Genomic DNA, 8,634 nt, shown 5'->3' on the forward strand with positions numbered 1-8,634 from the left:
TTTCTGGTGTCATCGCTGGCAGTTCCTCTTGTTATTTTTGTTTTTTGAGAAACTTAAAAATACATGATCTGCCAGCTTTGGCAACTGATTTAGCTTACTTTTTTCAAATTAACCCAGCCAAAAAATGGCTAAAGTCCAGTAGTAGTGTTCAATTATATACTGATTTTGACCATAATTTGATGCTGGCGTTATGTAGTACCTAATACTGACAGTGTATGGCTACAAGACTTAATGAGTTATTGCAATCCACTGTGGCCAATTGCAATTGTCTTTGGCAAATGACAATATCGTAATGTGAACGTTGTGAACGCATAATTTCTTACTTCTGATAATAAAAATTATCGGCGCTATCGGCTATTGCACAGCAAGAGGTCGATTTAATCTATAATTGGTAGCATAAGGCATAATGTCATTCCTTAAAATCACTGGCTTCCATGATTTTATGATGAGGAACCTGCAATATTTGGATTATCTGGTATTTTTCCTTGATTGTGCTACAATACAATAAATTGTGTCACAATGAGGAAATATCTATGCAAACCTTAAGTATTCGTGAAGTTCGTAGCGCATTGAGCCACCTGGACGAAGTACTGAACACCACTAATGAAATAATCATAACCAAGCATGGCGAGGCCATAGCCCGTATCACATCTATAAAAGGTAAACGCATGCGCCCTACCCACGAAGACCTTCATCTGCTGACCAAAAAACTGGCGATACCTTCTGAAAAGTTAATTAGGGACGAACGCGATGAGCGATAGTGTTTATTTAGATACATCGGCATTGGCAAAATGGTATTTAAACGAACACGGTACGAAACAAGTAACAGATTTCATTTTATCAGCTGATCGCGTTGTGATTAGTAGTCTTACCATTACAGAAATGCGATGCTTACTGGCCCGTCGTAAACGAATGCATGATTTCAACGAAAAAATAGAACATCAATTATATGCTACTTTTTTAAACGACATCGATATTGGTCACCTCACAGTGGAAGTTTTTTCAGATCAATGTTTTATTCATGCAGCGCATCTTATCGATAGTTTTCCCAGCGTTCCATTACGCACTCTTGACGCATTGCATTTAAGCATTATCCAACAAAAGAATATACCTCGTCTTGCTACAGCAGATGAAGTGATGCTCAAGGCTGCTAAAAAAATGAATATTAAGGTGAAAAAATTTTAATGGTTATAGTAACCTAGTTTACTTGTGAATCTTCAGTTAACATTTATTAGTGGAAAAATCCAAATGGGTATTTATAAAGATATTACCGGCCAAGGCGAACCCTTAGTTGTGATACATGGCTGGGGTTGTAACCATTGGTACATGCAGCCAATAGTTCAGCAATTAGCCAACCATTATTGCGTGATTAATGTCGATTGAAAAAATTAGCGCTTTGAATCCAAACTTAAATTTACATGTGATTCCCAATGCCCAGCATATGCCTTTTTGGACCCATCCAGCAGAATTTAATCAAATATTAAAGCAGATTTTATATGACTATCAACCCTAAAATCCAACAACAAATTATTAATTATCTACAGCAATGTCGTTTTAGAGCATTATGTGATGATTTTTTATGGACGATCAAAGGAAGCAGCATTCTATCAGGAACCTACTACAATAAAGAGGAGTTTTTTAGTAAAGTCATTGATCGTCTAAGTAACGTATTACTCCCTGGCTGGAAGATGCATGTTCTCGGAACCTATCTAACAGATAACACTTTTATAGTAGAAATGCGTGGTGAAGTTACAGCTAAAAATGGTAAAGATTATAATAATGAGTATTGCTAGATTTTTAAATTCTCTGGTGAGCGTATCATGAGTGTGACTCCTATTATGACTCGTTGCTAGTTAATAATACGCTTGCAGAAAATGAGAATTAAAAGGTTTTTTCTTATCACCTTTTGAGCATAATCACAGCTCTGTCGACACTATATCCAAAATAAAATCAAGTATCAAAGGTACAACTTCATGCGCATACCAATAGGCTTGTGCATGGTCTAGTTTGGGAATAATTTTAAGTTGCGCTTGCTTGATTAAAGCTGCACTTTGTTCCATATCCGCACGTTCGCCTGCTTTTTCTCCGCAAATCAGTAAAACGGGTTTATCTATAAGGTGTAGTTTATCTGTAATACTAGGCCATGGATTTAAATTTGCAGCGCGATACGCTGCAGGGTCATTATTTAAAAAAGTTTCTCTTATGGCTTTAGGAAAAGGCTCAACCATAAAAGTTTTTTCCATTTGTTCTGCTACATAGGGCATTCCACCCATATCAACCCACTTGGCAAATTCAGTGACGATATCGAAATGCGATGCGACCATGCCATTAATAATAAATTTATTAAAGTACTTGGCATACTCCTTGGTTGTGGCTAGTTCGTACCCTACCCTTGCTCCCATGGAGCCACCGAAGAAAGTAACCTCGGTGTTTACATTAATGTGATTTAATACTGCGATAGTATCGCTAGACAGTAAAGGCATTGTGTATGCATTAGGATCGTAGATTTTTTCGCTTTGCCCATAACCTAAATAATCAATTAAAATCAGGCGAACGTAGGGAAGTAATTTTTCAACATAGCCTAATGATTTCCAGTTCTGAGAATCATTACCATCACCATGTTGCATCACCACTATAGGTGATGATAGTTCACCAATATCTTCATAATAAATTTGTACAGATTGGTTCAATCTATAACTAGTAGCATAAGGCATAATGTGATTTCCTTCTTAAATCAAACTGCAGATAAAAATTCTTTTTTTGCGTAATCTAAAATTTTTTTATCTTGCGTTAGCAAAGTAAGCTGATGCATTCGTGCAGTAGCTACAATAAGACGATCAGCAGGATCACCATGAAAATTACCTGGAAGTTGCGAGCTTTCTACTGCTATTTCTGGAGTTAGCGGTTTTAATTCAACACCCGGTAATGCTAAAGCTTCTTGCACCCAGGCTAATAGTGGCTTTTCTAATTTAATCCGACCTTTTTCTACCAGCATGGCCGCCTCCCATATCGAAATGGCAGCAATTCCTACTACGCTTTGCTGTGCGGCTTCATTAATCATTTTTCGTTGTTTATGATTTATTTCCTTGCTACCTTCCATTAACCAAATCCAAATGTGAGTGTCTAATAACAATCCTTTCATGATTCCACATCCCATTTCTCATCAATGGGAGAGATAATATCCCCTATAATTTTTACAGTTCCCTTCATGGCACCATATAAATTAATTGCTTCTTCTTCTATTGGGACTAATTTAGCAATGGGAATGCCATGCTTAGTAATCACAAAAGTCAGATGCTTCTCTTGCACATAATCCATTAATTGCAAGCATTGTGCTTTAAATTGCCCAGCGGCTATGGTTTTTTCCATTTACAGCTCCAATAACTATGGTTATATGTCTATGGTCATTATTTTAGTTAAAATGCCATTACGAGTCAATATATATAATGCAATATATTATTTCACACATGGTTTTGTGTGAAGTTTTGTGTAAACTTACCCTCGAGCTAAGCTGTCAACTATTAGTTGAGTTAAAAATGATTTATTATGGCGTAACTGCCCTGCTTGGTCGTCTAAATGATGAGGAATCTGCTACAACCCAAAATCTGATGAAGAATCAGGTTATATTTTAGGAAAGCCCAAACAGAGATAAACCTATTTAACAGTTATAATTTAAATCCTATTATCAAAACAGGAGATTAAATTTCATGATGAACAGCCAATGGATTCAAAAATTTTCTTTAGAAAATCAAGTTGCGATTGTTACCGGTGCCGCAGGCGGATTAGGTCAACAATTAGCCAGGATTCTATTAGACGCAGGCGCCAAAGTCATATTAACGGATATCGATGCAGAACGATTGAACACAATCTCCCAGCAGCTTGATCCCTCCCAGCAGCATATCTTCGTACAATCCTGTGATGTTACCCAAAAGCAAAGTATCTGCAATTTAATTGAGGCTATTGAAAAACGCTTTTCTTCTGTGGATATATTGATTAACTGCGCAGGCATATTAGGCAATGATTCCTTAATAATGGAAGTGACTGAAGAAGAATGGGATGCTGTCATCAATGTGAATTTAAAAGGCATGTGGTTAATTTCAACTGCAGTTGCAAAATTCATGATGGCCAAGTCTATTAAAGGCAAAATTGTTAATATCTCTTCATCCTTAGGCTTGAGATCACAGCTCGGGCGCATCCCCTATGCTACTTCCAAAGCTGGAGTTGAACATCTCACTCGAAATATGGCTATGGAATTGGTGCAATATGATATTCGCGTTAATTGCCTTGCACCTGGATGGATGAATACCCAAATGGTCACAGATTTATTAAATGGACCTGAGGGTGATAAATACCGCAAAACAATTCCCATGCGCCGCACAGCAGAACCCGAAGAACTCACTGGAGCATTACTATTGCTGGCTTCTGACGCATCCAGCTATATGACCGGCACGGTGATTCGCGTTGATGGCGGATATGCCTATTGCGGCATTGATGACTAATTGCAGCAGGGGAATAAAATGGCAAGAAGCAAACCAGAACTCATTATTTTACCCGGCTGGGCTGGCGACAGCAGCCTATGGCAACATCAATGCGTCAATCTGACAGACCTGGTTACACCTAAAGTAATCGTAGTTACAGAGCAACCATCCATTGAAAAAATGGCAGAAGAAGTGCTATCTTCAGCATCTGAAAAATTTATTTTGTTGGGTCATTCCTTGGGAGGATTGATCGCCCAATGGATTGCCATTCACCATCCACATAAAGTAAATAAACTCATTTTGCTAGCGACATGGACTGGATTTTCCAGCCCAGAATTAGTTACATTTTTTAAAAAAATGCTGCAAAAAATTAGAAATGATGAAAGAGAATCCTTATGGAACGACATTAAATCTAATCTTGTTTATTCTCAACATGACCATAGAGAAAATCTGCTGCAAACCATCCATGCGTGTCTGGCACAATTTCCCACCCAAGGCTTAATCAACCAAACACTGGCCGAAATAAATGCCATTGACACTTCACCTTTGTTACATAAAATCCAATGCCCTACCCTAATCATACATGGACGTCAGGATGCTTTTTTTCCATTACAAATCCATGAGCATATTAGAGATCATATAGCAAATGCCAAATTAACGATAATCGAAACTTGCGGACATATGTTATCTATTGAACAGCCGGAAGCTATCACCGCGCTAATACGACTATGGGTTCAATAGAAATAAGTTTTCGACTGCTTCAAGTATATTGTGTCTATATTTCCTGGCGCACGAATGGTTACGAGTAATTCTAAAAAAACTGATAACCCTACAACGCAAATCTGGCTGAGGGTCAGTTACGATCAGCGTTTAGCCTTTGCTATTAATCGCCATCTAGTTTAGTTTTTAAAATATAAATGATAACCCCATTGACACCCTATCCTCACTGCTAGATTCGCCTATATTATTACGAATACTTTTTAAGTTACCATAATCCTGCTCTCGTTCATATTCAGTATAAATACTTAAACCGGGCGCAAGACGATAATAAGGGTGGACTGTAAAACGCATTTGATTAAGACCATTACCAATTTCATCTTGAGCTACTGTTTTAGTAGCGAAAATACCACGCAGTCCCAATCTAATGAAAAAATTATTAGTAATCTGCGTATCCCAAGATAACTCTAAATCGAATTTAACACTCCCGTCGTGATAATACGTTCTTTCATCCGTAGCAATAAAGTAAGGCAGCAATCCTTCAATGCCGATTCCGGGCTGCCAATATGGAGTTTGCGAAGGCTGGTTAAAGTAATTCACGCCACCTTTCACTGCCCAAAACTGATTAATAAGATGCCAATAGAAGATGTCTAAATCAGCGGCTTCAATACTGCCTTGATTGAGTTCAGCATCATCACTATATAACTCCAATTTATTATAATCTCCGCCATATAAACCTTTAAAAGTGAGCGATTGAATATTATGAAAAGGATCTTCACCCATATCTAAGAAGTTAGCAAAATAAAAACCTTCATGATGACCGGCCGGATGATGAACCAGAGCGGGGTCAATTGGCATAACCTTATCTTCTCTGACGATAGGTCGATTGATATAAGCGAGTTGGGCGACAGTGTTTTCAGGCTTAGCCGTACCCTTTTCAATATCAATAATACTTTGATATTGAAATACCCGCGCCATACCCGACATCATGTGATATAAATGATGACAATGAAAAAATGCTTGCCCACTGGCATCGGCATCCACATCGGCAACCGCAGTTGCACCCGGAGGCACTTCAATTGTATGCAGCAGCGGATCAAAAGCACCGTGACCATTGCGTAAAATAAACCAATGCAAATGAATATGCATGGGATGACGCATCATGGAATTATTGGTAAAAATAATCCGATAGCGTTTTCCGGCTTCAATCATAATAGGTTTGGCTCTATATTCAGGTAATCCGTTAATGAACCAAATAAAATGATCCATGTATCCAAACAATTCCATTCGAATAACACCATCAACTGGTTGATTAGGATCATTAGTTTTGACAGCTGCGATTAAATTTTGATATTTAGTACCACTTGTTGTGACTTCTAAAAGTTTCTTGTTGGCAGGAGATATAGTATCTCCAATAATACTTGGCTCAGTCGGCATAGACATAGCATGATCCATCTGCATGGTATGACCCATTTCATTACTGCTCATTTGACTAGATTGCATTGAATGATTGTGGTGGTTGCCCTCTTCTTTTTGTATGGATGACTGGTGCGCAGTTGCCATATTCATATTCATGTCCATGGAATGATGCTTCATGCCCGACATGCTTGTACCTTGACTCATAGTATGTTCTGGCATATTCATTGAACCCTGACCCATCTCTGACATCATCATATTTTTCATCATGTCACGGGTAACTGGCAGGGGTTCCGGAAAAACTTGCACTTGATTATAATCAATGGATTGCTGCGGATCGGTCACTAAGGCACCATAAGCTTTGCCTAGCGTGTCTATAGACTCCGCATAAATAATATAAGGTGTATGTTTTTGGATTTTTACCAAGACATCATAAGTTTCACCGGGCGCAATGGTGAAATCATCAATAGCGTAAGGTCTTACATCATTGCCCTGCACGTGCACCATTTCCATGATGGCGCCAGGAATTTTGACATGATAAATCGTACTAGCCGCCGCACCAATAAAGCGCAGTCGTACTATATCCCCTACTTTGACTTATAATGCCCCCCGCTTTTTAGACCAGCAAAATAAAAAATTTTGAGAGATAATAGTCTCCCATGAGGAGGCGAAAATGACTCAAAAGAAGAAATGGTCGGCAGCGAAGAAGTTTGAAATCGCTTTATTGGCTATAAAGGGCGAAACAACCCTCAATGAAATTTGCAAGCACTATCAGGTAGCCCCCAGCCAAATACATGCCTGGAAAAAAGAGCTTTTAAGCCGCGGAGCTGAATTGTTTGGCAAAGAAGGTAAAACAAAAAAAACCAATCTGAATCATGAGGATGCTCAGCGTAAGCTCTATGAAAAAATTGGCCAATTAACTGTGGAGCGTGATTTTTTAAAAAAAGGCTGGGAACGATTCCAAGGGAACAAAGACGAGGATTAATAGAAGATAAGGATAATGTAAGTGTGCGTCGCCAGTGTGAATTGTTGAATGTTAATCGAAGCAGCGTATATTACGAATGCCAGACTAAAGAGATTAATGATGTCGATCTGCTGAATGAAATACGTGATATCTGGAGTCGCTATCCATTTTATTGCTACCGACGAATAACTCAAGAACTTCGCTCCTATGGGCGCATCGTCAACCGTAAACGAATACAACGGTTAATGACTGAAGGTGGGATTAAAGCAATCTATCCTGGCCCTAATACGAGTAGGCGGAATAAGCAGCATGCTGTTTACCCATATTTATTGAAAGATTTAACAATAAGTAGGCCAAATCAAGCTTGGCAAATGGATATCACCTATCTACGGATGGAACAGGGATTTATGTATCTAGTGGCACTGATTGATGTATACAGCCGCTATGTGGTGAGTTGGTCACTATCAAATACTCTGGAAACTGAATTTTGCAATGAAGCATTACAATTGGCACTTAAGGTTGGAAAGCCAGAGATAATGAATAGTGATCAAGGATGCCAATTTACAAGTGCGGAATGGGTGAATGCCCTGCAGTTGGCAGGTATTAGCATCAGCATGACGGGAAAAGGTCGATGTTCAGATAATATTTATATTGAACGCTTCTGGCGCAGTTTTAAGCAAGAAGAATTTTACTTAAATGAATATAAAACAGTAGGAAGCTTGAAGAAAGCCATAAGCGCTTATATTGAATTTTATAATCATAAACGATGGCATCAATCATTGGATTATAAAACTCCGGCAGAAATTTATTTTGGCCGTAGTGAACAGAGGCAGGAGCCTGTGGATATGTGGACGAGTGTGCGACATGAGGCTGCACAAAGGAGCTGTTTTCACCGTCAGGTTGAAAACCACCTATACTACTAGGTGACCCTAGGGGTCTGAATAAAGAGCGACTCTGACAATGTAACAAAACGCCTAAAGCGTGGGAGGTAAATCGCGAGAGGAACCTTCTCCTGGCAGCCACAAGCCGGGAAAGTGCTAGGGAGTTGGTATGGCGAAC

The 8,634-nt window shown here is 38.9% G+C and carries 12 protein-coding genes and 1 pseudogene; 9 read left to right on the forward strand and 4 right to left on the reverse strand.

Features of this window, described 5'->3' with window-relative positions; all coding sequences use genetic code 11:
• From VHE99_06325 to VHE99_06345, 5 genes are all read left to right on the forward strand, one after another.
• Positions 1 to 203: hypothetical protein (locus VHE99_06325; GenBank protein ID HVV68630.1), on the forward strand; the 203-nt coding region annotated here is incomplete at its 5' end.
• Between the two features lie 330 nt (positions 204 to 533).
• Positions 534 to 761, forward strand: coding sequence for a prevent-host-death protein (locus VHE99_06330; protein HVV68631.1), 228 nt, complete (start codon positions 534 to 536; stop codon positions 759 to 761).
• A complete protein-coding gene (locus VHE99_06335) occupies positions 751 to 1,185 on the forward strand; it encodes a type II toxin-antitoxin system VapC family toxin (GenBank protein HVV68632.1) in 435 nt (144 codons plus the stop codon). Before VHE99_06330 ends, VHE99_06335 begins: the two co-directional genes overlap by 11 nt.
• A gap of 63 nt (positions 1,186 to 1,248) precedes the next feature.
• Positions 1,249 to 1,383: a hypothetical protein gene (locus tag VHE99_06340; GenBank protein ID HVV68633.1), complete on the forward strand. Its 135-nt coding sequence runs from the start codon at positions 1,249 to 1,251 to the stop codon at positions 1,381 to 1,383.
• A 113-nt stretch (positions 1,384 to 1,496) separates the two neighbouring features.
• Positions 1,497 to 1,793, forward strand: a complete 297-nt coding sequence (locus VHE99_06345; protein ID HVV68634.1) for a hypothetical protein — start codon at positions 1,497 to 1,499, stop codon at positions 1,791 to 1,793.
• 123 nt (positions 1,794 to 1,916) lie between these two features.
• Here the strand turns inward: VHE99_06345 and VHE99_06350 are convergent, their stop codons facing one another.
• Genes VHE99_06350 through VHE99_06360 form a run of 3 tightly spaced genes read right to left on the reverse strand, consistent with a single transcriptional unit; the run spans position 1,917 to position 3,369 of the window.
• The gene (locus tag VHE99_06350; protein HVV68635.1) at positions 1,917 to 2,714 is read right to left on the reverse strand and encodes an alpha/beta hydrolase; all 798 of its coding nucleotides are present in this window, start codon (positions 2,712 to 2,714) and stop codon (positions 1,917 to 1,919) included.
• A gap of 20 nt (positions 2,715 to 2,734) precedes the next feature.
• Positions 2,735 to 3,142 (reverse strand): type II toxin-antitoxin system VapC family toxin, encoded by a 408-nt coding sequence (locus tag VHE99_06355; protein ID HVV68636.1) that lies wholly within the window; start codon positions 3,140 to 3,142, stop codon positions 2,735 to 2,737.
• Positions 3,139 to 3,369 carry a type II toxin-antitoxin system prevent-host-death family antitoxin gene (locus tag VHE99_06360; protein HVV68637.1) on the reverse strand — a complete coding sequence of 77 codons (231 nt, stop codon included), beginning with the start codon at positions 3,367 to 3,369 and terminating at the stop codon, positions 3,139 to 3,141. Before VHE99_06360 ends, VHE99_06355 begins: the two co-directional genes overlap by 4 nt.
• Before the next feature lie 338 nt (positions 3,370 to 3,707).
• Here VHE99_06360 and VHE99_06365 point away from each other — a divergent pair, with 338 nt between their 5' ends.
• Both VHE99_06365 and VHE99_06370 read left to right on the forward strand, forming a co-directional pair.
• Positions 3,708 to 4,499 (forward strand): SDR family oxidoreductase, encoded by a 792-nt coding sequence (locus VHE99_06365; protein ID HVV68638.1) that lies wholly within the window; start codon positions 3,708 to 3,710, stop codon positions 4,497 to 4,499.
• Between the two features lie 18 nt (positions 4,500 to 4,517).
• Complete coding sequence (locus VHE99_06370) at positions 4,518 to 5,219, forward strand: alpha/beta hydrolase (protein HVV68639.1); 702 nt, start codon at positions 4,518 to 4,520, stop codon at positions 5,217 to 5,219.
• Between the two features lie 165 nt (positions 5,220 to 5,384).
• Here the strand turns inward: VHE99_06370 and VHE99_06375 are convergent.
• Positions 5,385 to 7,208 (reverse strand): annotated as a pseudogene (locus VHE99_06375) (copper resistance protein B).
• Positions 7,209 to 7,284: 76 nt separating this feature from the next.
• Here VHE99_06375 and VHE99_06380 point away from each other — a divergent pair.
• Together VHE99_06380 and VHE99_06385 are read left to right on the forward strand one after the other, a co-directional pair.
• Positions 7,285 to 7,596 carry a transposase gene (locus VHE99_06380; GenBank protein HVV68640.1) on the forward strand — a complete coding sequence of 104 codons (312 nt, stop codon included), beginning with the start codon at positions 7,285 to 7,287 and terminating at the stop codon, positions 7,594 to 7,596.
• A 23-nt stretch (positions 7,597 to 7,619) separates the two neighbouring features.
• A complete protein-coding gene (locus VHE99_06385; GenBank protein HVV68641.1) occupies positions 7,620 to 8,498 on the forward strand; it encodes an IS3 family transposase in 879 nt (292 codons plus the stop codon).
• The last annotated feature ends 136 nt before the right edge of the window (positions 8,499 to 8,634 follow it).

This window comes from Gammaproteobacteria bacterium, assembly GCA_035546635.1.
Taxonomy (GTDB): Bacteria; Pseudomonadota; Gammaproteobacteria; order JAURND01; family JAURND01; genus DASZWJ01.

Bases quoted from the DNA above. Each gene is read 5' to 3' on its own strand.
- VHE99_06330 (HVV68631.1), top strand. From the start codon at position 534: ATGCAAACCTTAAGTATTCGTGAAGTTCGTAGCGCATTGAGCCACCTG.
- VHE99_06335 (HVV68632.1), top strand. From the start codon at position 751: ATGAGCGATAGTGTTTATTTAGATACATCGGCATTGGCAAAATGGTAT.
- VHE99_06340 (HVV68633.1), top strand. From the start codon at position 1,249: ATGGGTATTTATAAAGATATTACCGGCCAAGGCGAACCCTTAGTTGTG.
- VHE99_06345 (HVV68634.1), top strand. From the start codon at position 1,497: ATGACTATCAACCCTAAAATCCAACAACAAATTATTAATTATCTACAG.
- VHE99_06350 (HVV68635.1), bottom strand. From the start codon at position 2,714: ATGCCTTATGCTACTAGTTATAGATTGAACCAATCTGTACAAATTTAT.
- VHE99_06355 (HVV68636.1), bottom strand. From the start codon at position 3,142: ATGAAAGGATTGTTATTAGACACTCACATTTGGATTTGGTTAATGGAA.
- VHE99_06360 (HVV68637.1), bottom strand. From the start codon at position 3,369: ATGGAAAAAACCATAGCCGCTGGGCAATTTAAAGCACAATGCTTGCAA.
- VHE99_06365 (HVV68638.1), top strand. From the start codon at position 3,708: ATGATGAACAGCCAATGGATTCAAAAATTTTCTTTAGAAAATCAAGTT.
- VHE99_06370 (HVV68639.1), top strand. From the start codon at position 4,518: ATGGCAAGAAGCAAACCAGAACTCATTATTTTACCCGGCTGGGCTGGC.
- VHE99_06380 (HVV68640.1), top strand. From the start codon at position 7,285: ATGACTCAAAAGAAGAAATGGTCGGCAGCGAAGAAGTTTGAAATCGCT.